Consider the following 23377-nt stretch of genomic DNA (forward strand, 5'->3'; position numbering starts at 1 on the left):
CGACTGTCAGTCGACTACCGCGCGCAGCTCGGGATTTTCGCGACCTCACGGAAGAGCAGTCGACTGACAGTCGACTCTACCGTTCCGGTTCCCGCCCCCAATCCGGCATCCCGATTCCCGCCTCGTCTCAGCGATACACTACGTAGCGCATCAACAGGAACGACACGCATGCCAGCCCGCCTTCCACCAGCGGCTTGGCCAGCCACGTGAATTGCAGGCCCAGCGCCTGGTCGACCAGGCTGACCAGCAGCGTGCTCGTCGCCGTCAGCAGCAGCCACAGCCCGAAGAAACGTGCAAAGCGCTTCCATCCCAGCTTGCGGGTGCCGGCCTCGGCAAAGGTGTAGCGGCCGTTGAGCCAGAAGCCCAGCAGCATGCCGGCCAGGCGACCGGCGATGTTGGCCGGCGCGACCGGCATGCCCAGCGCGGTGGCGACCACGAACACCAGCCAATCGACCAGCAGCTGCACGAGCCCGATCACGAGGTAGGTGCTTCCCTGGCGGAGCAGGCTCATCGGCGTGGTGAAGGAGGAGGGATGCCCATGTTAACGGCCCACGCTCTAGAATCACCGGCAACGAACTACGGACTGCTGCTCCCATGACCCAAGCCCTGCACGTCATCATCCTCGCCGCCGGCGCCGGCAAGCGCATGAAGTCGGTGCTGCCGAAGGTGCTGCAGCCGATCGCCGGCCAGCCGATGCTGGCGCACGTGATCGATACGGCCCGCGAGCTGCAGCCGGCGGCCATCCACGTGGTTTACGGCCATGGTGGCGAGGCGGTGCGTCAGTACTTCGCCGGCCAGCCCGACCTGCAGTGGGCCGAACAGGTCCAGCAGCTCGGTACCGGCCACGCAGTGGCGCAGGCAATGCCGCAGGTGCCCGATGCCGCGCAGGTGCTGGTGCTGTATGGCGATGTGCCGCTGATCCGCGCGCAGACCCTGCGCGACCTGCTGGCGCAGCCGGGGCGGCTGGCAGTGCTGGTGGCCGATGTCGATGACCCGACCGGTTACGGCCGGGTGCTGCGCGATGCAGAGGGCAAGGTGGGCTCCATCGTCGAGCAGAAGGACGCCACCGACGACCAGCTGCGCGTGCGCACGATCAACACCGGCATCATCGCCGCAGAGTCGACCGCGCTGCGCCGCTGGTTGTCGCAGCTGTCCAACAGCAATGCGCAGGGCGAGTACTACCTTACCGATGTGTTCGCGTTCGCCGCGCATGAGTACACCCCGGCCGAGATGGCCCTGGTCGCCGATGCACAGGAGGCCGAGGGGGCGAATGATCCATGGCAGCTGTCGCAGCTGGAGCGCGCCTGGCAGCGGCGTGCGGTGCGTGCACTGTGCGCTCAGGGCGCGCGCGTGCGTGACCCGGCACGACTGGATATCCGTGGCACCGTCACCGTGGGCAGCGATGTACTGATCGATGTCGACGTTGTTCTTGAAGGCAACGTCGTGCTCGGTGACGGCGTTACCGTAGGCCCGTTCAACCGGCTGAAGGACGTCAACCTGGGGCCCGGCACCGAAGTGCGCGCGCATTGCGACCTGGAAGGCGTGGTGACCGAAGGTGCCGCGCAGATCGGCCCGTTCGCACGCTTGCGGCCGGGTACCGTGCTGGCCGATGGCGTACACGTCGGCAACTTCGTCGAAACCAAGAAGGTCACCCTCGGCGTCGGCAGCAAGGCCAACCATCTCACCTACCTGGGTGACGCGGTGATCGGCAGCAGGGTGAACATCGGTGCCGGCACCATCACCTGCAACTACGATGGCGTGAACAAGTCGACCACCACCATCGGCGACAACGCCTTCATCGGCTCCAACAGCTCGCTGGTGGCACCGATCACCATCGGCGAGGGCGCGACCATCGCTGCCGGGTCGGTCATCACCCGCACCGCGCCGGACGGCAAGCTGACGCTGGCACGTGCACGACAGGAAACCATCGATGGCTGGAAGCGCCCGGTCAAGAAGTCCTGAGCCACGGGTTCCGCGCACCGATGAGCTGGGTGTGCTGCCGGCGATCGAACAACGTGCCGGCGAACTGCTGAGGGGTCACGAGGCCTATCCGGTGTTTGCCAGCCACGGCCTGGACCTGCCGACGCTGCAGGAAGGCCTTGAGCGTGGGCAGCTGTGGGTGGTGGATGGCGCCGCCGGCGGTGTTGCCGGCTACCTGCTGGCCGGCGACCTGGCAGGCGAGTTCCATGTCCTGCAGATGGATGTGGATCCAGCGCACGCGCGTCGTGGCCATGGCCGTGCATTGCTGCGGCATGCCTTGGCGCAGGCCAGGGCCACCGGCTTTGCTGCAGCGGTGCTGACCACCTTGAGCGATGTGCCGTGGAATGCAGCCTTCTACGCCAGCGAAGGGTTCGAGGTAGTGCCCGAGGCGCAGTGGAGCGAGGGCCTGCGCGCGGTGATGGCCGAAGAGGCCGCGCTGGGATTTCCAATGCATCTGCGGGTGGCGATGCGGCAGGTCTGGTAGGTGCCGACCCTGGTCGGCAAATCCACGCATGGCGTGGCTCTACTGACAGACCGAGCCAAGTCGGCAACTCACCCCACCGGCAACAGGATCGACACGCACAGCCCGCCATCACCGCGGTTCTGCAGCGACACCCGCCCACCGTGCGCCTCCACGATCTCGCGGGTCAGTGCCAGTCCCAACCCGGTACCGTTGCGCTTGGTCGAATAGAACGGCATCAGCGCGTTCTGCAGCACCTGCTCGTTCATGCCCTTGCCACGGTCCAGCACATCCAGGCGCAGCCATTGCGGCAACCGCGTCAGCTGCACCTGCACGTCATCATTGGGCGGATCGGCTTCGGCACAGGCTTCATGCGCGTTCTTCAGCAGGTTCAACAGCGCCTGCCCGAACTGCGCGATGTCGATCCGGCTGCTCAGTTCCTCGTCCGGTTCACGTTCCATGCTGAACGGAATCTGCTGGCGCAGGCTGGACAGGAAGGGCGCCCAGTGCACGGTCTGCAGTTGCGGTTGCGGCAGCTTGGCGAAGCGCGCATAGCCACGGATGAAGCCTTCCAGGTGGCGCGCGCGGTCTTCGATGGTGGTGAAGATCTCCGGCAGCCGATCGAAGCGCTCGCGCTGTACCAGCACGCCGCCGGAATGGGCCAGCGAGGCGATCGGCGCCAGCGAGTTGTTGAGCTCGTGGCTGATCACCCGGATCACCTTCTTCCACGTCTGCACTTCCTGGCGGCGCAGTTCGGCGGTGAGCAGGCGTACCAGCAGCAGGTCGTGCGGGCGGCCGTTGAGCTGGAAAGATCGGCGTGAGAGGTGATAGACCTGTTCGTCGTCCTCATCGCCGTCTTCGCCTTCCGCATGCACCGCGAACAGGCTGTCGCCGCCACGGGCGATGGCATCGCGCAGCTCCACCGGCACCTGTTCCAGCACCTCTTCCAGGCGCTGGCCTTCCAGCTTCCAGCCGCCATGCAGCAGCTTGCGCGCGGCCAGGTTGGAGAACACCACGCGGGCGATGCCATCGCCGCCGGAAGCAATCAGCAGCATCGCCACCGGGGTGTTCTGTACCATGGTGTCCAGCAGCAGTTCGCGCTGCACCAGGCCTTGCCGCTGCTCGCGCAGCACGTCGCCCAGTTCGCGGTGCGCCTGCACCAGGTCACCCAGTTCGTCGTTGCCTGGCCAGTACACACCGAAGTTGTACTCACCGTCGCGGTAGCTGCTGGTGGTGCCGGCCAAGGCGCGCATCAATGAACGTACCGGCGCGGTTGCACGGCGCAGGGTCCACCACATCAGCGACAGCAGGATCAGCGCCGACACCGTGGTCACCACCCATCCATGGTCCATCCAGTAGGCCAGCAACCACGGCAACGCGGCGGCCAGCGCCAGCACCGGCAGCAGGCGCAGGAACAGGCGGAAGGTGAACGAGCGCCGTTTCATTCGCGTGGGATGCCGTGCCGGTCCATGCGCCGGTACAGTGCCTGGCGGCTCAGGCCGAGTTCGGCGGCGGCCTGGGCGATGACGCCGTGGTTGCGCGCCAGCACATCCTCGATGCGCGCACGGTCAGGATCATTGCCGGCACTGGCTGCCGGTCGCGGTGCAGGTGCGGCACGCGGCAGGTTCAGGTCGGCCACTTCGATGCGGTTGCCGGTCGCCAGCAGCTCGGCCCGCTGGATCACGTTGCGCAGTTCGCGCACGTTGCCGGGCCAGGGGTGCCGTTGCAAGGCCGCGGTGGCGGCGCTGGAAAGTGGCTTGCCGGCGGTCAGGAAGCGCTCGGCCAGGGGCACGATGTCGCCCGGGCGCTCGGCCAATGGTGGCAGTACCAATTCCACCGTATTGAGGCGGTAGTACAGGTCTTCGCGGAAGGTGCCGTCGCGGATCATCGCCGGCAGGTCGGCATTGGTCGCGCTGACCACACGGACTTTGACCTGGCGCTCGCGATTGGAGCCAAGACGCTCGAAGCGCCCTGTTTCCAGCACACGCAGGAGCTTCATCTGGCCGCCCAGCGACAGGTTGCCGATCTCATCCAGGAACAGCGTTCCGCCGTCGGCGGCTTCGAACTTGCCCTCGCGTGCCTTGTTGGCGCCGGTATATGCGCCGGCTTCGGCACCGAACAGTTCGGCCTCGATCAGTTCCGAGGGCAGGGCGCCGCAGTTGACCGTGATGAACGGGCCCTTGGCCACCAGCGAGTTGGCCTGGATGATCTGCGCGATCTTCTCCTTGCCGGCACCATTGGGACCGGTGATCAGCACCGGCAGGTCGGAGCGCGCGACCTGGCAGGCCAGGGCAATGACGCGCTCGCTGGCCGGATCGGCGAAGACCGCACCACACAGCTCGTACTTTTCTTCCAGCGCATTGCGCTGGCGCAGCTCACGGCTGCGGCGGCGGTCCAGCTCGCGCCGCGCCTCGGACAGCTCGAGCAGGTTGTTGACCGTGGTCAGCAGCTTGCGGTCGTCCCAGGGCTTGGCCAGGTAGTCGGCGGCACCGGCCTTGACCAGGTCCACCGCACTGCTCAGGTGGGTCCAGGCGGTGAGCAGGATCACCGGCAGGTCCGGGTGGCGTGCGCGGATCTGTGCGAACAGGTCTTCGCCTTCTTCGCCAGAGGTGGTGTCCTCGCTGAAATTCATGTCCTGGATCACCAGGTCGACCGGCTGCGACTCGAGCAGGGCCAGTCCTTCGGCCGGGCTCTGCGCCTGCAGGGTGTCGATGTCATGCAGGGAGAACAGCACGTCCAGCGCGGTGCCCACGCTGGCGTTGTCGTCGATGATCAGGATCGAAGGCATCAAGCAGTTCTGCAGAAAGGGATGGGCGGCGCCGATGGAGCCGTGTTCGTATCCATACGCCGGGAGAGCCCGGCGCCACCCATCAAGCATAGCCAAAGCCGTGGCGACGAGGGCGGGCTGGTTTCAGCGCCGCGCTGGTGGAGGCGGTGGTGCCGGCGGTGGCGGAGCGGCCAGCGCCAGCCGCCACGAAGTGGCGTCCACCGGGACGGTGAGCTCGCGTTTGTCGCGGCGCAGCAACAGGTACGCAGTCGGGGCACTGGAATGCCGCAGTGCATCGGCAAGATGCTCGATCCGCCGCACGGCCGTATCGTCCAAGCGCAGGATGCGGTCGCCGCTGCGCACGCCGAAGCGGGCTTCCGGACGCACGGCTTCCACCCGTACCTGGCCCTCGGTCGAACGGAGCGCCAGGCGGGCATCATCCTGGCGCCATTCCAGCGTCTGCGAGCTGCCACCGCCGGCCAGCGCCGGCAGTGGCAGCAGTGCCATCAACAGCATTCGGCAGGCACGCACCTCACGCGCCCCGCGTGGCGACTGCGGGCGGGACCGCTGCCGCGCGCCGGGCCGGCCCGAACACCGCGATCTGGCCCAGCACCCACAGCAGAAGCGCGCCCAGCGGCAGGTAGTACAGGGGCATGCGTGGCAGCTCGTAGAGGTTCATCAGTGCCAGGTTGATCGCGTAGGCTGCCAGCATGCCCAGCACGATCCCCAGCGAGGCCAGCAGGAAGTTCTCGGTCTGGAAGTAGCGCAGGATCTGGCCGCGGGTGGCGCCCAGCGCACGGCGAATGCCGATCTGCTTGCTGCGCTGCTGCACCCAGAAGCTGGCCAGGCCTATGATGCCCAGTGCCGTGACCACCAGCAGCGAGACGCTGACGGTGATCAGCAGGCCAACCATCGCGCGGTCGTTCTTGAAGAAGTCCTTGCGCTGGTCTTCATAGGTCAGCTTGTCGCGCATCAGCCGGTTGGGGTCATTGCGCTCCAGTACAGCAGCCCCCGCGTCAAGCACCTCCTGGCGGCGTTCCGGCGAAGTGCGCAGCACATAGGTGCCACCCTCGTCGAAGGTGCGCCGCATGGGCAGCAGCATGGAGTTCGTCCAGTTGTCATTCCAGCCGTTGGGCGTGCTCAGCGTGTCGACGATGCCGACCACATGCAGCGGCTGCTTGCCCATGTAGTAGGTCTTGCCCAGCGCGCTGCCGTTGGGTTCCATCTTGGCGGCGGTGGCCTGGGTGAGGATGACCGGGATGGCGTTTTCCTTGGCGCCCCCCTTGCTGGCGTCTTCGAAGTTCTGGTACTCGCCGGGCAGGAAATCGCGGCCGGCGATCAGGTTGATGCCCATCGTGGCCAGCCCGTTCTCGGACAGGGTGTACATCGAGGCGTTGGTGGTCGGCCGTTCCTGGTCGATCTCCCGCGAGATGCTGCTGCTGGACGAGCCGTTGCGGAAAGGCACCTGGTTGATGATGGTGACGTTGCTGACGCCGGGAAGCGCACGCAATGACGCCAGGTCCTCACGGGTGCGGGCCATGGCATCGGTCTGCTTGCCGATGCCGCTGACGCGGAGCATCACCAGTTCGTTCTCGGCGATGCCGCTGGGCATGCTGATCTTCTCCACGCGCTGGCTGACCAGGAACAGCGCGTTGCAGACGATGGCGCAGGTCAGTGCGACTTCCAGCACGATCAGGGCAGCGGCAGTCTTGTGCCGGCGCAGCGTGCTGAGGATGGGGCGGATGTCCATGGGAGTCCTCGTTCGGGTGCTTACTGCGACTTGAGCTGGATGGCCGGAGTGACCTGCATGGCGCGCCAGGCAGGCAGGAAACCGGCGGCAAGGCTGGCGAACAGGGTCAAGCCCAGCGCAAGCAGCAGCATGTTGCCGTCCAGGTGGGCCAGCTTTGCGTACTCCACCGGTTGCTGGCGCACCGCGAACAGGCCCAGCAGGGCCAGGCCGATGCCCAGCACGCCCCCGACGACGCCGACCGCGCCGGCTTCCACCAGGCACTGCAGGAAGATCTGGCCACGGCTGGCACCGAGTGCGCGGCGCACGCCGATCTCACCACTGCGGCGCAGGAACTTGGCCAGCAGCAGGCCCACCGTGTTGACCAGGCAGACCCCCAGGAAACCCAGTGCCAGCCACAGCTGCAGGCGCACATCGCTGGGCACCGCGCCGTTGAAGTCCAGCCATTCCATCACGGTGCGCAGGCGCACGTTCGGCGGGTGCTTGAAGCGGCCGGCCTGGCGCTGCTGGCTCGAATAGTTCTCCAGGTAGCGGCGGTAGTCGGCGGCCTTGGCCGGGTCCATCTCCACCCAGTACTGCAGCCACGCGCACGGCGCATTGAGCGAGTAGCTGTTGCCGTCGGGATTTTCGCCGAAGCAGTTCATGTTGCCGTTGCTGCCCAGTTTCAGGTCGAAGGACGTGGAAATCGGCAGCAGCAGGTCCTCGTTCTTGCCGTAGCTGCCGGTGGTCAGGTCGTAGAAGTGCGGCTCCGGGCTCCACTCCTTCATCACGCCGACGATGCGGTAGCTCTGGCCTTCCATGCGCAGGTCGCGGCCTACGCTGTTGGCGCCCTGGTAAAGCTTGTCGTTGAGCGCCTTGGAGATGACCACCACGCGTGCGCGGCCTTCGTCGTCCTCGCGCGTCCACGGGCGGCCGTACTGCATGGGCACCTCGAACATCGGGAAGAAATCGGCCGAGGTCCAGCGGGTGTCGATGCTGAAGGGCTTGAGGGTGCTGTTGTCCGGTTCGATGGTGCCGCCGCCGCCGCTCATCAGCGCCTGGCGCTCGCCCTTGGCTTCGCGCAGCAGGGCTTCACCGTCGAAGCGGGTCAACTGTGTTTCCGGCTCCTCGCCCGCGACATAGGCGCCGGTCGCGGCATCGAGCTGCACATAGAACAGCCGGTCACTCTTGCCGGGGATCGGGTCGCCGGACAGCACGTGGAACACGGTCAGGGTGGTCATCGAGGCACCGATGCCGAGGGCGATGGCCACCACCATCAGCGCAGTCAGGACCTTGTTGCGGCGGAAACTGCGTACCGCCAATCGGGCGTAGTAGGCGAACATGGGAATGCCCTCACTCGTTGACGGCGACGATGTGGCGCGGCGTGGCCAGCACCGGCTCGCGCACCAGGTCGGTGACCTGGCCGTCGACGATGTGCACGTTGCGCTGCGCACGCGCGGCCAGTTCCGGGTCGTGGGTGACCATTACGATGGTGGTGCCGGCGGCATTGATCTCCTCCAGCAGTTCCATCACGCCACGCGCCATCTGCGTATCCAGGTTGCCGGTCGGTTCGTCGGCCAGCAGCAGGCGCGGGCTGCCGGCCAGTGCACGCGCGATCGCCGCACGCTGCTGCTGACCGCCGGACAGCTCATTCGGGTAGTGCTTCATGCGCGAGCCCAGGCCGACCTGGGTCAGCGCCTTCTCGATGCGTTCGCGGCGTTCGTTGGCGCTCATCTTCCGATAGCGCAGCGGCACGTCGACGTTGTCGAACAGGTTGAGGTCGGGGATCAGGTTGAAGCCCTGGAAGATGAAGCCGATCTTCTGGTTGCGCAGGCGGCTGCGCGCATCATCGCCCAGCGTGCTCACGTCCTGGCCGTCGAGCATGTAGGTGCCGCTGGTGAAGGTTTCCAGCAGGCCGGCGATGTTGAGGAAGGTGGTCTTGCCGGAACCGGACGGGCCGGTGACGGCGACGAACTCGCCTTCCTTGACCTGCAGTTCCAGGGAGCGCAACGCGTGGGTTTCCACCTGTTCGGTGCGGAAGACCTTGGCGACCGAACGCATTTCGAGCATGTACATGGGGTGTCCTCTCTCCAGGATTCAGGTATCAGTTGACGGAGACGCGTTCGGCGTCCTTGAACAGGTCGCTGCCGGAGACCACGATGCGGTCGCCCGGCTGCACACCCGACTTGATTTCCACTTCGCCCAGGCTGCTGACGCCCAGTTCCACCGGGCGGCGCACGGCGGTGCGGCCATCCATCACGTAGGCCATGCCGTTGCCCTGTTCGACGAACGGGCCGCGCTCGACCTTCAGCACGTTCTTGCGGGTATCGAGCAGCACGCGCACCGACATCCGCTGGCTCTGGCGCAGGCCTTCCGGCTGCGCGCTGGCGAAGCGCACGCGGGCGTTGACCTCGCCGTTGACGACTTCCGGTGATACCGCGCTGATCTCGCCCGGGAACGGCTGGCCGTTGCCGCCGGTCAGCTGGGCCGGCATGCCGATCGCCAGGTCGCGGGCGAAGCTCTCCGGCACCTTGATCTCGACCTCGAACTTGGACAGGTCGACCACGCCCAGCACCGGCGCGTTGGCGGCTAGGTTGGTGGACTGCACCGCCTGGACCTGGCCGACCTGGCCATCGAACGGGGCGCGCAGGGTCAGTGCATCGACCTGGCGCTGCACTTCGGCCACCACGGCCTTCTGGCGGTCGGCCAGCAGGCGCTTGTTGCGGGCATCCAGGTCGGCGCCCTGGCTCTGCAGGCGCGCGTCGGTGGTGGCGTTGGCCAGGGTGATGTCGGCCTTCTTCAGTGAGTCCTTCGCCTTGGCCAGGTCGATCTGCGGCACCGCACCGCCGTCGTAGCCGCGCTGGTAGCGCTGCAGGTCGCGGTCGGCGGCCTGGCGTTCGATGGTGGCCTGGTCGGTTTCCTTGCGTGACTTGGCACGGGCCAGGGTCGCGTCCAGCGCGGCGCGGCTGGCCTCGGCTTCCAGGCCGGCCAGCGTTGCCTGTTCCTGGGCCAGCTTGCTGCGCAGTTCCGGGCTGTCGATGATCGCCAGCTCCTGGCCCTTCTTGACCACGTCACCGGCGACGACCTTCAGGTCCACGGTACCGGCCGAGATCGCGTACAGGATCGGGCTGTTGGCGGCGATCACGCGGCCGTCGGCGGCGATGTCACGGACCAGGTCGCCCCGCTTCACCTCGGCGATGCGCACGCGGCTGCTGTCGAAGGAGCGGCTGGCATTGGACCAGGCATGGACCGCCCAGCCGATGCCGGCGAGCAGCGCAATGGCGCCCAGCGCCGGCCAGCGGTAGCGATGCCAGCTGGCGCGGGTGGTGCCGGCCGGGGCGGAGGAAACGATCTGGTCCTGTGCGGAAGTGTCGCGGATCATCGGGTGCGTGCCTGACGGTGGTAGCCAATACCAAGCACGTAGCGTGCCAACCTTATTTCCTTTCAGGTCAAGGGGTTGGGGATTTCGGGGGAGTGTCCGGGTGTCCGCGGACACCTTTCCGGACACTTTCATTAAGCGGACAGGAGGGGGAAGCCAGGCAGGCGGGCTAGAATGCGCCGATCGTCTCCAAGGAATCGCGTGACATGTGTGGAATCGTGGGTGCAATCGCTGATCGCGATGTGGTGCCGGTACTGATCGAAGGCCTGAAGCGGCTCGAGTACCGTGGTTACGACTCCTCGGGCATCGCAGTGATCGACCACGCCGAGCGCCCCGAAGTCCGTCGCGTCCGTCGTACCGGTCGAGTGTCGGAAATGGCCACGGCGGCCGAGGCCGAGGGCTTCAATGCGGTGCTGGGCATCGGCCACACCCGCTGGGCCACCCACGGCGGTGTCACCGAGGCCAATGCACATCCGCACATCAGCCACGGTGTGGCGCTGGTGCACAACGGCATCATCGAGAACCACGAAGAGCAGCGCGAGAAGCTGCGCGCGCTGGGCTACACGTTTGAATCGCAGACCGACACCGAGGTCATCGCGCACCTGATCCACCATCATCTGAAGGGCGGCGACGACCTGCTGGTGGCGCTGCAGCACACGGTGAAGGAGCTGACCGGTGCCTACGCGCTGGCCGTGGTCAGCCGCGCCGAGCCGGAGCGCTTCGTCTGCGCGCGCATGGGCTGCCCGCTGCTGGTCGGCCTGGGCGAGGGCGAGAACTTCGTCGCCTCCGACGTCTCGGCCGTGATCTCGGCCACGCGCAAGGTGATCTTCCTGGAAGAGGGCGACACCGCCGAGATCCGGCGTGATGGCGTGCGCATCTTCGACGAGCACGACCAGCCGGTCGAGCGCGATGTGCACCTGTCCGACGTGTCGCTGGCATCGCTGGAGCTGGGCCCGTACCGCCACTTCATGCAGAAGGAAATCCACGAGCAGCCGCGCGCGCTGGGCGACACCATCGAGGCGGCGATCGATGCCGGTGGTTTCCCGGCCGGGCTGTTCGGCAAGAACGCCGAAGCGGTGCTGTCGGGCATCGAAGGCGTGCAGATCATCGCCTGCGGCACCAGCTACTACTCGGGCCTGACCGCGCGCTACTGGATCGAGGCCATCGCCGGCCTGCCGTGCAGCGTGGAAATCGCCAGCGAGTACCGCTATCGCGCGGCCTACGCGAACCCCAAGCATCTGATCGTGACCATCTCGCAGTCCGGCGAAACGCTGGATACGATGGAAGCGCTGAAGTACGCCAAATCGCTGGGCCACAAGCACACGCTGTCGATCTGCAACGTGCCGGAAAGTGCGATTCCGCGCGCCAGCGAACTGGTCTGCTACACCCGCGCCGGCGCCGAGATCGGCGTGGCCTCGACCAAGGCCTTCACCACCCAGCTGGCCGCACTGTTCCAGTTGACCATGGTGCTGGGCAAGCTGCATGGCCGCATCGACGCGGCGCAGGAAGCGGACTATCTGGAACAGCTGCGCTTCCTGCCGGGCAGCGTGCAGCACGCGCTGAACATGGAGCCACAGATCGCCGCCTGGGCCGAGCGTTTCGCGCGCAAGAGCAGCGCATTGTTCCTTGGCCGCGGCCTGCATTACCCGATCGCGCTGGAAGGCGCGCTCAAGCTCAAGGAAATCTCCTACATCCACGCCGAGGCCTACCCGGCCGGTGAGCTGAAGCATGGTCCGCTGGCGCTGGTGGACGAGCACATGCCGGTGGTGGTGATCGCGCCGAACGACAGCCTGCTGGAGAAGGTGAAGTCGAACATGCAGGAAGTGCGTGCGCGTGGTGGCGAGCTGTTCGTGTTCGCCGACCAGGACAGCAACTTCAATGAGTCCGAAGGCGTACATGTGATCCGCACGCCGCGCCATGCGGGCGTGCTCAGCCCGATCGTGCACACCATCCCGGTGCAGCTGCTGGCCTACCACACCGCGCTGGCACGCGGCACCGACGTGGACAAGCCGCGCAACCTGGCCAAGAGCGTGACGGTGGAGTAAGGCATTCCCGGAGCTGTGGGATGCTGCATGCGAAAGGGGCCTGCGAGGCCCCTTTCGTTTGTGCCGGAGGCAGTACGAAGTGGGACAGCCGCCGGGCGTTCTGTCCGTCGTCGGCAGCAGGCAATCATTCTTTAATGCGCGGCATCGCCTGTATTCAGCGGCGGTTTCAGCCGCGGTGCCATTCTCTGGATCGTCAGTTGGTTCCCACGACGAACTGTCCTATCGATGCCGGTAGTGACCGAGGGTCGCAGTCGTAGAATCGATCTGGTCGAGGTTCGGGTTGAGTCGTTGAACCCGCCTCGTTCGCGTTGCAGCACGTCGTCTGCCGAGCCATTCCAAGCGGCAGCCGGGTGCGCCATACGTGCGCTGAAAGGTCTGTTCCCGGGGAGGGGGCGTATCGGAAGAGCACACTTTTTTGACTTCAGTGACCTGCACCAGGAAACAAGAATGAACGTCCGCGAACTCCTGCAATCCAAGAAAGAAGCTGTCATCACCATCGATGCCGAAGACACGATCGGTGCCGCCGCCCACAAGATGAGCGCGAACAGGATCGCTGCGCTGGTGGTGATGAAGGACGATGCCCCGGTCGGCATCATTTCCGAGAAGGACATCGTGCGCACCCTGGCCGACGACGGCCCGCAGGCCGGCCGCCGGGTGATTTCCAGCCTGCCGTCCACCGGTCTGGAGGGCATTGCGCCGGAAGCCACGCTGAAACAGGCCATGTCGTTGATGACGTACTCGCGGCGCCGTCACCTGATGGTCACTGAAGGCACTCGCCTGGTCGGCATCCTCAGCCTGGGCGATATCGTGAAGAACCTGCTGGGCGAGCTGGAACTGGAAAAGGCGGTGCTGCAGGACATTTACATGGCCGCCCACTGAGGGCCGCAGCGCTGGAAGCAGAGAAGCCGGGCATTGCCCGGCTTCTTCGTTCACGGCATCGGTGATATCAGAACGTGACCTTCACCGAATCGGCGCTGTAGCGGGCCGGACCGTGGTAGACCACTTCGATGTTGTTGCCATCGGGGTCGAGCACGAAGGCGCCGTAGTAGCCCGGGTGGTAGGGGCGTTCGCCTGGCGCGCCATTGTCGGTACCGCCGGCGGCGATCGCGGCAGTGTGGAAGGCATCAACGGTGGCGCTGTCGCGGGCCTGGAAGGCGAGATGGTGGCGGCCGGTCAGCTGGCCGGCGGCGGCACGGCTGCTGGCACTGGAAATGAACAGCTCGTCGGCCCAGAAGAAGTCTGGCCCTTCGCCGCCCAGTGGGATGCCGACCGTATCGAACACTGCCTGGTAGAAGCGGCGGCTGGCGGGCAGGTCACGCACCACCAGCTGGATGTGGTCGATCAGGCGGCCACGGTGCAGTTCCATCGTTTCCATACGAACCTCACAGAAAAAGGGGACGGAGGGGATTAAGTCGCTTCCAGCACAATAGTGCCAGAAACGGCTTAATCCCCTCCGTCCCCTTTTCGGGGTCAGACGTTGGCGATGATCTCGACCCAGTAGCCGTCCGGGTCCTTGATGAAGGCCAGGTTCTTCATGCGGCCGTCGGTCAGTCGCTTCTGGAAGGTTACCCCGAGGTCCTCGAAGCGCTGGCAGGCCGCCTCGATGTCCGGCACCGACACGCAGATGTGGCCGAAGCCGCGCGGGTCGCTGTTGCCGTCGTGATAGACCGCACCGTCCTGGGTTTCGGTGCCGTGGTTATGGGTCAGTTCCAGCACGCCCGGCAGGCCGGCCATCCACACGCGGCGCTGGCTGTCGTCTTCCGGTACCACCACGCCGGCAGGGACGTAGGCCAGGAAGTACAGGCTGAACTGGGCCTCCGGGAAGTCGCGCTTGTCGATCAGCTGGTAGCCGAGCACGCGGGTGTAGAAGTCCAGCGAGGCGGTGATGTCCTTCACCCGCAGCATGGTGTGGTTGAACACGAAGCCGGTGGTTTCGGCCGGGGCCTGGGCGGCGACGCCGGGGACATCGCGCAGGGCGGGAATGGTCATGGGGGAGGTCCTTCAGACAGGGCCGTTGCCGGCCGGATGGGGGCATTCTACCGGCCAGCACCTGACGGTACCGCGACGTACAATGGCCGGATCGCACCGTTCCGTCCTGACAACGATTGCCCGCCATGTCGCAGCGTGAATGGGTGGCCGCCGCCATCCGCAAGATTGAAGCCGATTTCAACCGCTCCGCCGATACCCACCTGATCCCGCTGGCGCTGCCCGGGTTCGAGGGCATCGATGTGTACCTGAAGGATGAGTCGAGCCATCCCACCGGCAGCCTCAAGCACCGGCTGGCGCGCTCGCTGTTCCTGTATGCGCTGGCCAATGGCTGGCTGCGCGAAGGGCGCCCGGTGATCGAAGCGTCCAGCGGCTCGACGGCGGTGTCCGAAGCCTATTTCGCGCGCCTGCTCGGCCTGCCGTTCATTGCAGTGATCCCGGCCACCACCTCGCCTGAAAAGATCGCCGCGATCGAGTTCCAAGGCGGCCGCTGCCACCTGGTCGAACGTGCCTGCGACCTCAACTGTGATTCGGAAAAGCTGGCCCGTGAAACCGGTGGCCACTTCATGGACCAGTTCACCTACGCTGAGCGCGCGACCGACTGGCGTGCCAACAACAACATCGCCGAGTCCATCTTCAAGCAGATGGCCGAAGAGCCCAGCCCGGTTCCGGAATGGATCGTGTGCAGCCCCGGCACCGGCGGTACCGCCGCCACCCTGGGCCGCTATGTCAGCTACCGCCGCCACGATACCCGCATCCTGTGCGCGGACCCGGAAGTGTCGGTGTTCTTCGACGGCTACCGGGCCGCTGTGGCCGGTGGACAGGACTGGCGCGACCTGACCTGCAGTGGTGGTTCGCGCGTGGAGGGCATCGGCCGGCCACGGGTGGAGCCGAGCTTCATCCCGACCAGCGTCGATGCGATGGTCAAGGTACCCGACGCGCTGAGCCTGGCCGCGATGCGCCATGTCAGCCGCCAGCTCGGCCGCCGCGTCGGTGGCTCCACCGGCACCAACTTCATCGGCGTGCTGCAGGCCGCGCAATGGATGCGCGAGGCGGGCCACCAGGGCAGCATCGTCAGCATCCTGTGCGACAGCGGCGAACGCTACGCGCAGAGCTATTACGACCCGGCGTGGTACCTGCGCCAGGGCATCGATGTCGACGGCGCCGATGCACAGCTGGCCGCGGCGGTGGCCGGGCAGGGGTTGCCCGAGCTGCCGTGGTGCAGCCTGGAAGCGCTGTAGCATGGACGACGCTCTCGCCGGGCCATGCCGGCGATGCCAGGGGGCACCGCAGAGGCGTGCGTCGATTGGTAGAGTCGACTGTTAGTCGACTGCTCTACGTTCAGGTCGCGAAAATCCCGCGCTGCGCGCGAAAGTCGACTCTACCCGGTCGCCGGGGCGTCTCAATATCCCGCCGCGGTGAAGGCGTCGAGCACCGCGTCGCGCAGTGCATCGGGCAACGCCTCGATGTCCATCGCACGGTCATCCAGGTGCAGGGTGGGATCCAGGATGCTGGCGCGGCCCTGGGCCAATGCCTGCAACCACAGCAACACGCAAATCACGAACTCGCGCTCATGGCCCAGCTGCAGCTGGCTGGCGCCGCGCTCGACTACTTCGAACGGGTACCACTCCTGGCTTTCATTGAACGTGCCGCCCTGCTGCAGCACCGCCTGCAACTGCTGCAGGTGGCGCGGGGCGTCGTCGCCGGCATCGCACAGCGCGGCGATCCAGGCCAGTTCGGCCGCGCTGGCAGACAGTGCCAGCGACCGCGCCGGTGAGGCGGATGCAACTGCAGCCAGACCTTCCATGTGGGGCCTCGTTCGGTACGTGCCGCTGCGGACTCCCCCGCACCCAGAGCTTCGGGGGGCGCGCGTAAGGCCGATGTGAATGCCGTGCCCCCTTGTCAGCGATGCCTGGCAGCGCCATATCTACCGGGCTGCCCGCCTGCCGGGCCCGTACTCTGGAGACCTGCCGTGACCGTTGCCAACCCCCTGCTCGATTTTTCCGGCCTGCCGCGCTTCGAGGCGATCCGCCCCGAGCACGTGGCGCCGGCGCTGGATGTGCTGCTGGCCGAGGCCGAAGCCGCCGTCAGCGCAGCCGAGCAGGTGCAGCCGGTCACCTGGCAGACCTTCGTGACCCCGCTGGACGATGCCACCGAGCGCCTGTGGCGCGCCTGGGGCCTGGTCGGCCACCTGCAGGGCGTGGTCAACACCCCGGAGCTGCGCGAGGCCTACAACAGCAACCTGCCGCGGGTGACCCGCTTCGCCAGTGTGCTGGGGCAGAACCTGGCGCTTTACCGCCAGTACCAGGCACTGGCCGCCAGCCCGGAGGCGGCGCATTTCGATGAAGCCCAGCGCAAGGTGCTGGACAACACCCTGCGCGACTTCCGCCTGGGCGGCGCCGAGCTGGCGCCCGAGGCGCAGCAGCGTTTTGCTGCGATCAAGGAAGAACTGTCGGCGCTGTCGGCGAAGTTCTCGCAGAACGTGCTCGACGCTACCGATGCCTGGTCGCTGATCATCGAAGACGAAGCGCGGCTGAAGGGCCTGCCGGAAGACGTGAAGGCCGCCGCGCATGCCGCAGCACAGAAGGACGGCAAGGCCGGCTGGAAACTGACCCTGCAGATGCCGTGCTACCTGCCGGTGCAGACCTGGGGCGAGGACCGCGACCTTCGCGAGATCCTGTACCGCGCCAGCGCCCAGCGTGCGTCCGAATTCGGCGATGACGCACTGGACAACAGCGGCAACATCGACCGCATCCTTGCCCTGCGCGCCGAACTGGCTGCGTTGCTCGGCTTCGATTCGTACGGCCATTACTCGGTGGCGACCAAGATGGCGCAGGACCCGGCCGAAGTGCTCGGTTTCCTGCGTGACCTGGCCGCGCGCGCCAAGCCGTTCGCCGCCAGGGACCGCGCCGAGCTGGAGCAGTTCGCGCGCGAACAGCTCGGCATCGACAGCCTGCAGGCCTGGGACCTGGCCTTCGCCGCCGACCGCCTGAAGCAGGCGCGTTACAGCTATTCCGAGCAGGAGGTGAAGCAGTATTTCACCGAGCCGAAGGTACTGGGCGGCCTGTTCTCGGTGATCGAGCAGCTGTACGGCCTGCGCGTGCAGGAGGACAGCGCGCCGGTGTGGCACGAGGATGTGCGCTTCTTCCGGTTGGTCGATGCGCAGGGTGCGCTGGTTGGCCAGTTCTACCTGGACCTGTACGCCCGCGAGGGCAAGCGCGGCGGGGCGTGGATGGATGATTGCCGCAACCGTCGCGTGCGCACCGACGGCAGCGTGCAGACGCCGCTGGTTTACCTGGTGTGCAACTTCGGCCGCGGTGCCAACGGCAAGCCGGCCACCTTCAGCCACAACGAAGTGACCACGCTGTTCCATGAGATGGGCCACGGCCTGCACCAGCTGCTGACCCGCATCGGCGAACTGGGCGTCGCCGGCATCAACGGCGTGGAATGGGATGCGGTGGAGCTGCCCAGCCAGTTCATGGAGAACTTCTGCTGGGAATGGGATCACCTGCAGGCGATGACCGCGCACGTGGACAGTGGCGAGCCGCTGCCGCGCGCGCTGTACGAGCGCATGCTGGCCGCGCGCAACTTCCACAGCGGCATGGCCACCGTCCGCCAGCTGGAGTTCGGCCTGTTCGACATGCTGCTGCACAGCCAGTTCGAACCAGCGCAGGACAGCGTGCTGGCACTGTTGGACCGCGTGCGCGCGGAAGTGGCGGTGAACCACCCGCCGGCCTGGAACCGCTTCCCGCACCAGTTCAGCCACATCTTTGCGGGCGGTTACGCCGCGGGTTACTACAGCTACAAGTGGGCCGAGGTACTCAGCGCCGACGCCTATGCCGCTTTCGAGGAAGCGCCGCAGGCACTGGCTGAAACCGGTGCACGCTTCCGTGATGAGATCCTGTCGCGCGGTGGCAGCCGCCCGGCGGCGGACAACTTCAAGGCCTTCCGCGGCCGTGCTCCGCAGATCGATGCGCTGCTTCGCCACTCGGGCATGGCGTAAGGCGTCGGGTAGGTGCCAACCTTGGTTGGCACTTCACTGCCATCCACGCATGGCGTGGATCTACCGGAATGCCGGCCAGCGGCCGGCACTACCGGTGGCGGGTCATTCGGCGTAGATCATCTTCCGGGTCATGCCGCCGTCGACGATGAAATCCTGGCCGGTACTGAAACCGGACAGTGATGACAGCAGGTATACGGCCAACGCACCGATGTCCTCCGGCTGGCCGACGCGGCCGACCGGGTGTTGCGCATGGTCGGTGGCCGAATACTCCGGTGCGTGTCGCCGTGAGGGTGCCTGCCACTCGCAGGTGCCGATCCAGCCGGGACTGATGCTGTTCACCCGCACCGCCGGGCCGCTGCTGATCGCCAGCGCATGGGTGAAGGCCACCAGCCCGCCCTTGGCTGCGGCATAGGCTTCGCTGTGTGCTTCGGATTGCCAGGCGCGGGTCGAGGCGATGTTGATGATCGCACCGGCGGCGCTGGCGGTCAGTGCCGGCAACGCATGCTTGCTGCACAGGAACGCGCCGTGCAGCGAAGACAGCCGGCGCTGCCACTCGTCCCAGTCCATGTCCTGCAGCAGCGTGCCGTGCGGGCTAGCAATCCCCGCGTTGTTGACCAGCCCGTCGATGCGGCCGAAACGCTGCAGGGCCACGGCGATGAAGGCGCGCACGCTGGCTTCGTCGGTGATATCCAGGCGCTGGAACACGGCATCCTCACCACGCTGCCATTCCGCCAGGCACGCCTCGCCGGCCTCCATGTCGAGGTCGCCGATCAGCACGCGGCCACCGGCGCCGAGCACGGCCTGCGCGATGCCACGGCCGATGCCGTTGGCACCGCCGGTGACCAGCACCACCTTGCCCGACAGCGGCGCGGCCGGCCAAGCGGCAATCGGCGGTACCGTGCTCACGACAGGTCTTCGCCACGCAGGCGGCGATGCCAGCCGTCCACGCCGATGCGGTCCAGGGTCTGGATGTTGCGCTCGACGATCACGTCCGGATCCGGATAGACGTCCACCGCGCGCGCCACGCTGTCTTCGCGCAGCAGGTGCAGGGTGGGGAAGGGCGCGCGGTTGGTGTAGTTGCTGGCGTCGTCGGCAGCCACGCCCTCGAACTGGTAATCCGGATGGAAGCTGGCCACCTGCAGGATGCCCTGCAGGTCCAGCGCCTCGATCGCCGCGTCGGCGTTGTCGAGGAAGTCGTTGTAGTCGAGGAAATCGGTCAGCACCTGCGGATGCACGATCAGCGTGGTATCGATCTGCTCGGCCGGCGTATCGCGCAGCAGGACCAGTTCCTCGGCCAGCTGCTCAACCAGGGCTTCCGTCGTGGTCGCATCGCTGAGCACGATGCGGACCTGATCCTTCACGTAGACCGCCTTGGCGAACGGGCACAGGTTCAGGCCGATGACGATGCGTTCCAGCCACAGGCGGGTGGCGGCGATCGGGTCCTCGGTGGGCAGTTGGGCGTCGGTCATGGCGGGCACGTCGGCTGGCGGGGCGGACATTGTAGGCGCGTCGCTGGCAACGCGCCGTCGTACCGCAGGTACCGGCGCCGGGCCATGCCCGGCAGGCAGATCAATCGCGGAAATTGTTGAACTGCAGCGGCAACTCGAACTTGCCGGCCTTGAGCACGGCGATGGCGTCCTGCAGGTCGTCGCGCTTCTTGCCCTGCACGCGCAGCTTGTCGCCATTGATCTGGCTTTCAACCTTCAGCTTGGCTTCCTTCAGCGCAGCGGCGATCTTCTTGGCGATCTTCTGCTCGATGCCCTGCTTGACGGTGATCTTCTGCCGGGCCTGGGCCAGGTTGGTCTCGATGTCGCCGAATTCGAGGCTGAGCACATCGATGCCGCGCGCGGCCAGGCGTGCACGCAGGATGTCGTTCATCTGCTTGAGCTGGAATTCGGTCGGCGCGAACTGGTTGATCACATCGCCATCGCGTTCGAACTTGGCATCCACGCCCTTGAAATCGAAGCGGGTGGCCAGTTCGCGGTTGGCCTGGTCGATGGCGTTGGTCAGTTCGTGGGTGTCGACTTCGGACACGACGTCGAAGGAAGGCATGGGCGATGCTCCGCAGGATTCAGTGGCAGCCATTCTATCGCGAGGGCCCCATGCCCGCCGTTTGCAGAACCGAGCTCACGCTCGGCTGCTTTTTGAAGAGCGGCCAAGCTCTACAGAATGCGACGACCGGGCGATAATGGGCCATGAACGTGCAACGCTCCCCCTCTCGCGCGGTGGCCTGGATGGTCGCTGCGGTCGCCTGCTTCTCGCTGATGGATGCTGGCATGAAGCAGCTGTCGGCCAGCTACCCCACCCTGGAAGTAACCTTCCTGCGCGGCGCGGCCTCGTTGCCGTTCGTGCTGGTCTGGGTGCTGGCCAGCGCCGGGCCACGTTCGCTGGTGCCGCGCCGCTGGGGGCTGCACCTGCTGCGTGGTGCGCTGGGCATGGCGATGATCGGCTGCTTCGTGTTCGCCCTGCGCGACCTGCCGCTGTCCACTGCCTACACCATCTATTTCGTTGCCCCGCTGCTGATCGCCGCATTGTCGGTGCCGCTGCTGGGCGAGCGGGTCGGGCCACGGCGCTGGGTCGCCATCGGGATTGGCCTGGTCGGTGTACTGGTGGTGCTGCGGCCGGGCGTCGATGGCTTCATCTCGGTGCCGGGGCTGATGGTGCTGGCCGCGGCCACCGCCTATGCCGTAGCCGCGATCACGGTCAGCCTGTTGACCCGCACCGATACCTCGCAGTCGATGGTGGTCTGGTTCCTGGTGATCATGGCCATCGGTGCCGGGCTGCTGGCCCTTCCCGGCTGGGTGCCACTGCAGCTGGCACATGCGCCGCTGATCGGTGGCATGGGCCTGGCCGGGGCGCTGGGCCAGATCGCCCTGACCAGGGCCTTCCAGCTGGGCGAGGCCTCGATGATCGCGCCGTTGGAGTACAGCGGGCTGGTCTGGGTGATCGGTTGGGACCTGGCCTTCTGGGGCCAGCTGCCCGATGGCTATACCTGGGTGGGCGCGGCGATCATCGTGGCTTCGGGGCTTTACCTGCTGCACCGCGAGCGGGTCAACCGGCAGGAACCACCGAAGCCGCTGGATCATCCCTGAACCGGTTTGGCCGGGAAGCGGGGTCAGAGCCCCTGCGGGGATCCGACCCCGGAACCCGCGCCGGAGCAGGTACGTTAGAACCAAAAGGAATAACATTCTGGCCCATGGCGCGGGCGCGCGACCGCCTGCGCTGGTAGGCTGCACGCCCCCTTCCGTCACCCAGCCGGTGAGCCACGCCCGTGATCGAGTTCCAGCGCCTGCACAAATCCTATGCCGTTGCCGGCCGCGAGATCAGCGCGCTGCAACCGTTGGACCTGACCATCGAGGCCGGTGAGGTTTTCGGCATCATCGGCCATTCCGGCGCCGGCAAGTCGACCCTGATCCGCATGATCAACCGCCTGGAAGAACCCAGCGGTGGCCGGCTGCTGATTGGTGGTGAGGATGTCACCGCGCTGGACGCGGACGGCCTGCGCGCGCTGCGCCGGCGCATCGGCATGATCTTCCAGCATTTCAATCTGCTGTCGTCGCGCACGGTGGCGGGCAATGTCGCCTTTCCGCTGGAACTGGCCGGCACGCCGAAGGCGGAAATCGACGCGCGTGTGGCCGAGCTGCTGCAGACCGTGGGCCTGGAAGCGCATGCGCAGAAGTATCCGGCGCAGCTGTCCGGTGGCCAGAAGCAGCGCGTCGGTATCGCCCGCGCGCTGGCGACCCGTCCACAGATCCTGCTGTGCGACGAGGCCACCAGTGCGCTCGATCCGCAGACCACCGCTTCGGTGCTGTCGCTGCTGTCAAAGATCAATCGCGAGCTCGGCCTGACCATTGTGCTGATCACCCACGAGATGGACGTGATCCGCCGTGTCTGCGACCGCGTTGCGGTGCTCGATGCCGGCCAGATGGTCGAAACCGGTCCGGTCACCCGGGTGTTCCTGCACCCGCAGCATCCGACCACCCGCCGTTTCGTCAGTGAGTCGGAGCATGTGGACGAGGGGGCGCTGCACCGTGATTTCGATGCCGTTGGCGGCCGTATCGTGCGCCTGACCTTCCTCGGTGGCGACACCTACGAACCCCTGCTCGGCAGTGTCGCGCGGCAGACCGGGGTCGACTACAACATCCTGTCCGGCCGCATCGACCGGATCAAGGACACCCCGTATGGCCAGCTGGTGGTCGCCCTGGTGGGCGGTGACCAGTCCGCCGCGCAGGCCGCGTTCGTGGCCGCCGGCGTGCATGTTGAGGAACTGCGTCGATGATCATCGCTACTGCCGGCGGCTTCTTCCGCCACCTGGATGCGGGCAAGTGGGCCGACATCGGCCAGGCCACCATCGACACCCTGCTGATGCTGCTCGGTTCGCTGCCGCTGACCCTGGCCATCGGCCTGCCGCTGGGTGTGCTGCTGTACCTGTTCGGCGCACCGCAGATGAAGCGCCGGCCGTTCGCCTATGGCGTGCTGGCGCTGGTGGTGAACCTGCTGCGTTCAGTGCCTTTCATCATTCTGATGATCGTGCTGATTCCGGTCACCCTGTTCCTGATGGGGACGTCGCTGGGCGTGCGTGGTGCGATCGTGCCGCTGGTTATTGGTGCCGCACCGTTCTATGCGCGCCTGGTCGAGACCGCGTTGCGCGAGGTTGACCGCGGCGTGATCGAAGCGACCCAGGCAATGGGCGCCACCACCTGGCAGCTGGTTACCCGCGTGTTGCTGCCGGAAGCGCGCCCGGGCCTGATCGCCGGTGCGACGGTGACCACCGTCGCGCTGATCGGTTTCACCGCGATGGGCGGCGCCATCGGTTCCGGCGGCCTGGGCGATCTGGCGTTCCGCGACGGCTACCAGCGTTCGCACACCGACGTGGCCCTGGTCACCGTGGTCCTGCTGCTGGTCCTGGTGCAGCTGCTGCAGATGCTCGGCGACCGCCTGGTCGCGCATTACAGCCGCAAGTAACCGCTACGCCTGCTGGTAGCCGGCCAGCGGCCGGCTCTACCCCAATGCCTGGAAACGGTAGTGCCG

General features: G+C 66.6%; 23 protein-coding genes. 9 read left to right on the forward strand and 14 right to left on the reverse strand.

Annotation, left to right across the window (positions count from 1 at the left end; genetic code table 11):
• Positions 1-127: 127 nt before the first annotated feature.
• Positions 128-511, reverse strand: a complete 384-nt coding sequence (locus ABGA94_RS12960) for a GtrA family protein (protein WP_005419508.1) — start codon at positions 509-511, stop codon at positions 128-130.
• An 83-nt stretch (positions 512-594) separates the two neighbouring features.
• Here ABGA94_RS12960 and glmU point away from each other — a divergent pair, with 83 nt between their 5' ends.
• Positions 595-1962, forward strand: a complete 1368-nt coding sequence (gene glmU, locus ABGA94_RS12965) for a bifunctional UDP-N-acetylglucosamine diphosphorylase/glucosamine-1-phosphate N-acetyltransferase GlmU (protein WP_065186211.1) — start codon at positions 595-597, stop codon at positions 1960-1962.
• A complete protein-coding gene (locus tag ABGA94_RS12970; protein ID WP_053497585.1) occupies positions 1931-2464 on the forward strand; it encodes a GNAT family N-acetyltransferase in 534 nt (177 codons plus the stop codon). Before glmU ends, ABGA94_RS12970 begins: the two co-directional genes overlap by 32 nt.
• Before the next feature lie 68 nt (positions 2465-2532).
• Here ABGA94_RS12970 and ABGA94_RS12975 read toward each other — a convergent pair whose 3' ends face one another.
• The 7 genes from ABGA94_RS12975 to ABGA94_RS13005 form a co-directional block, all read right to left on the reverse strand.
• Entirely contained in the window at positions 2533-3885 is a 1353-nt protein-coding gene (locus tag ABGA94_RS12975) for a PAS domain-containing sensor histidine kinase (RefSeq protein ID WP_005419497.1), read from the reverse strand.
• Complete coding sequence (locus ABGA94_RS12980; RefSeq protein ID WP_134955876.1) at positions 3882-5228, reverse strand: sigma-54 dependent transcriptional regulator; 1347 nt, start codon at positions 5226-5228, stop codon at positions 3882-3884. Before ABGA94_RS12980 ends, ABGA94_RS12975 begins: the two co-directional genes overlap by 4 nt.
• Before the next feature lie 123 nt (positions 5229-5351).
• On the reverse strand, positions 5352-5723 hold the full coding sequence (locus ABGA94_RS12985; RefSeq protein WP_095378269.1) for a PDZ domain-containing protein: 372 nt from the start codon (positions 5721-5723) through the stop codon (positions 5352-5354).
• Positions 5724-5739: 16 nt separating this feature from the next.
• Positions 5740-6957 carry an ABC transporter permease gene (locus tag ABGA94_RS12990; RefSeq protein WP_005419491.1) on the reverse strand — a complete coding sequence of 406 codons (1218 nt, stop codon included), beginning with the start codon at positions 6955-6957 and terminating at the stop codon, positions 5740-5742.
• A 20-nt stretch (positions 6958-6977) separates the two neighbouring features.
• On the reverse strand, positions 6978-8276 hold the full coding sequence (locus tag ABGA94_RS12995) for an ABC transporter permease (protein WP_005419489.1): 1299 nt from the start codon (positions 8274-8276) through the stop codon (positions 6978-6980).
• Positions 8277-8286: 10 nt separating this feature from the next.
• The gene (locus tag ABGA94_RS13000) at positions 8287-9009 is read right to left on the reverse strand and encodes an ABC transporter ATP-binding protein (protein WP_005419487.1); all 723 of its coding nucleotides are present in this window, start codon (positions 9007-9009) and stop codon (positions 8287-8289) included.
• Positions 9010-9037: 28 nt separating this feature from the next.
• On the reverse strand, positions 9038-10315 hold the full coding sequence (locus tag ABGA94_RS13005; protein ID WP_005419485.1) for an efflux RND transporter periplasmic adaptor subunit: 1278 nt from the start codon (positions 10313-10315) through the stop codon (positions 9038-9040).
• A 203-nt stretch (positions 10316-10518) separates the two neighbouring features.
• On the opposite strand from ABGA94_RS13005, the gene glmS reads away from it, so the two are divergent.
• Together glmS and ABGA94_RS13015 are read left to right on the forward strand one after the other, a co-directional pair.
• Positions 10519-12357, forward strand: a complete 1839-nt coding sequence (gene glmS / locus ABGA94_RS13010; RefSeq protein ID WP_375367478.1) for a glutamine--fructose-6-phosphate transaminase (isomerizing) — start codon at positions 10519-10521, stop codon at positions 12355-12357.
• A gap of 447 nt (positions 12358-12804) precedes the next feature.
• Entirely contained in the window at positions 12805-13236 is a 432-nt protein-coding gene (locus ABGA94_RS13015) for a CBS domain-containing protein (protein WP_005411115.1), read from the forward strand.
• 67 nt (positions 13237-13303) lie between these two features.
• Here the strand turns inward: ABGA94_RS13015 and ABGA94_RS13020 are convergent, their stop codons facing one another.
• Together ABGA94_RS13020 and gloA are read right to left on the reverse strand one after the other, a co-directional pair.
• The gene (locus tag ABGA94_RS13020; protein ID WP_375367480.1) at positions 13304-13732 is read right to left on the reverse strand and encodes a VOC family protein; all 429 of its coding nucleotides are present in this window, start codon (positions 13730-13732) and stop codon (positions 13304-13306) included.
• Positions 13733-13827: 95 nt separating this feature from the next.
• A complete protein-coding gene (gene gloA, locus ABGA94_RS13025; protein WP_134955650.1) occupies positions 13828-14346 on the reverse strand; it encodes a lactoylglutathione lyase in 519 nt (172 codons plus the stop codon).
• 125 nt (positions 14347-14471) lie between these two features.
• Between gloA and ABGA94_RS13030 the strand changes: the two genes are divergently transcribed.
• Entirely contained in the window at positions 14472-15584 is a 1113-nt protein-coding gene (locus ABGA94_RS13030; RefSeq protein ID WP_005419477.1) for a PLP-dependent cysteine synthase family protein, read from the forward strand.
• 161 nt (positions 15585-15745) lie between these two features.
• On the opposite strand, the gene ABGA94_RS13035 is transcribed toward ABGA94_RS13030, so the two are convergent.
• Entirely contained in the window at positions 15746-16150 is a 405-nt protein-coding gene (locus ABGA94_RS13035; RefSeq protein WP_005419475.1) for a hypothetical protein, read from the reverse strand.
• 165 nt (positions 16151-16315) lie between these two features.
• Here ABGA94_RS13035 and ABGA94_RS13040 point away from each other — a divergent pair, with 165 nt between their 5' ends.
• Positions 16316-18346: a M3 family metallopeptidase gene (locus ABGA94_RS13040; RefSeq protein WP_033835682.1), complete on the forward strand. Its 2031-nt coding sequence runs from the start codon at positions 16316-16318 to the stop codon at positions 18344-18346.
• A 102-nt stretch (positions 18347-18448) separates the two neighbouring features.
• Here the strand turns inward: ABGA94_RS13040 and ABGA94_RS13045 are convergent, their stop codons facing one another.
• The 3 genes from ABGA94_RS13045 to ABGA94_RS13055 all read right to left on the reverse strand — a co-directional run bounded on the left by ABGA94_RS13045 (position 18449) and on the right by ABGA94_RS13055 (position 20398).
• Positions 18449-19252, reverse strand: coding sequence for an SDR family oxidoreductase (locus tag ABGA94_RS13045; protein ID WP_053497564.1), 804 nt, complete (start codon positions 19250-19252; stop codon positions 18449-18451).
• Positions 19249-19815: a DUF1415 domain-containing protein gene (locus tag ABGA94_RS13050; RefSeq protein ID WP_033834530.1), complete on the reverse strand. Its 567-nt coding sequence runs from the start codon at positions 19813-19815 to the stop codon at positions 19249-19251. The genes ABGA94_RS13045 and ABGA94_RS13050 overlap by 4 nt, the downstream gene beginning before the upstream one ends.
• Positions 19816-19915: 100 nt before the next feature.
• The gene (locus ABGA94_RS13055) at positions 19916-20398 is read right to left on the reverse strand and encodes a YajQ family cyclic di-GMP-binding protein (protein WP_005419468.1); all 483 of its coding nucleotides are present in this window, start codon (positions 20396-20398) and stop codon (positions 19916-19918) included.
• Positions 20399-20541: 143 nt separating this feature from the next.
• On the opposite strand from ABGA94_RS13055, the gene ABGA94_RS13060 reads away from it, so the two are divergent.
• From ABGA94_RS13060 to ABGA94_RS13070, 3 genes are all read left to right on the forward strand, one after another.
• On the forward strand, positions 20542-21438 hold the full coding sequence (locus ABGA94_RS13060; protein ID WP_019660712.1) for a DMT family transporter: 897 nt from the start codon (positions 20542-20544) through the stop codon (positions 21436-21438).
• A 179-nt stretch (positions 21439-21617) separates the two neighbouring features.
• Positions 21618-22625: a methionine ABC transporter ATP-binding protein gene (locus ABGA94_RS13065; RefSeq protein ID WP_005419464.1), complete on the forward strand. Its 1008-nt coding sequence runs from the start codon at positions 21618-21620 to the stop codon at positions 22623-22625.
• Positions 22622-23311: a methionine ABC transporter permease gene (locus tag ABGA94_RS13070; RefSeq protein WP_014038544.1), complete on the forward strand. Its 690-nt coding sequence runs from the start codon at positions 22622-22624 to the stop codon at positions 23309-23311. The genes ABGA94_RS13065 and ABGA94_RS13070 overlap by 4 nt, the downstream gene beginning before the upstream one ends.
• Positions 23312-23377 lie beyond the last annotated feature (66 nt).

Source organism: Stenotrophomonas sp. 3diitr2024 (genome assembly GCF_042136455.1).
Classification (GTDB): Bacteria; Pseudomonadota; Gammaproteobacteria; order Xanthomonadales; family Xanthomonadaceae; genus Stenotrophomonas; species Stenotrophomonas sepilia.